The following is a 659-nucleotide window of genomic DNA, read 5'->3' on the forward strand; positions in this document are numbered from 1 at the left end:
TAAATTTAGTGGCAGTTTTATCTGCCACTAGCTAAATTTCACTTCTATTTAATTAGCTATTTTTTAAAGCACTAGCTACCTTTAGAGCGCTTGCAAATGCAAAATGCAAGTTATATCCGCCAAGCATACCAGTGATATCTAAAACCTCTCCTATAAAGTAAAGCCCTTTTACGCTTTTGCTCTCTAAATTTTCATTTAAAAAATTAGTTTTTACACCACCTTTTGTAACTTCAGCCCTTTCAAAGCCAAATGTCCCAGCTGGGGCAAAATGATATGCAAAAAGCCTTTTTATGATATTTTTTTCATCATCGCTAAATTCATAAAACGCTCTATCTTTTAAGCCAAAATTTCTTAAAAACTCCAGCACAAATCTCTTTGGCAAAGGCAAAACTGAGCCAAGCTGCTTTTTGCCATTTACTAAATTTTTCTCACTAAATTTAGGCAAAAAATTTATGCAAATTCGTCCCTTTTGCCAAAAAAGTGAGGCATTTAGTATCGCTGGACCACTTATGCCTCTATGTGTAAAAAGTAGATCACCACTAAATTTATGGCTCTCGTTTTTGGTATTTATCACTACATCAGCACTTAGACTAATGCCGCTAAGCTCTTTAAACCAAAACTCATCTTTTTGCACGCTAAAGCCAACAAGAGCAGGGGCA

At 35.2% G+C, this 659-nt stretch carries 1 protein-coding gene; it reads right to left on the reverse strand.

Features of this window, described 5'->3' with window-relative positions; all coding sequences use genetic code 11:
* Positions 1-52: 52 nt before the first annotated feature.
* Positions 53-659: NAD(P)/FAD-dependent oxidoreductase (locus CYP05_RS04735; RefSeq protein ID WP_258031520.1), on the reverse strand; the 607-nt coding region annotated here is incomplete at its 5' end.

The organism is Campylobacter concisus (assembly GCF_002913545.1).
Lineage (GTDB): Bacteria > Campylobacterota > Campylobacteria > Campylobacterales > Campylobacteraceae > Campylobacter_A > Campylobacter_A concisus_AV.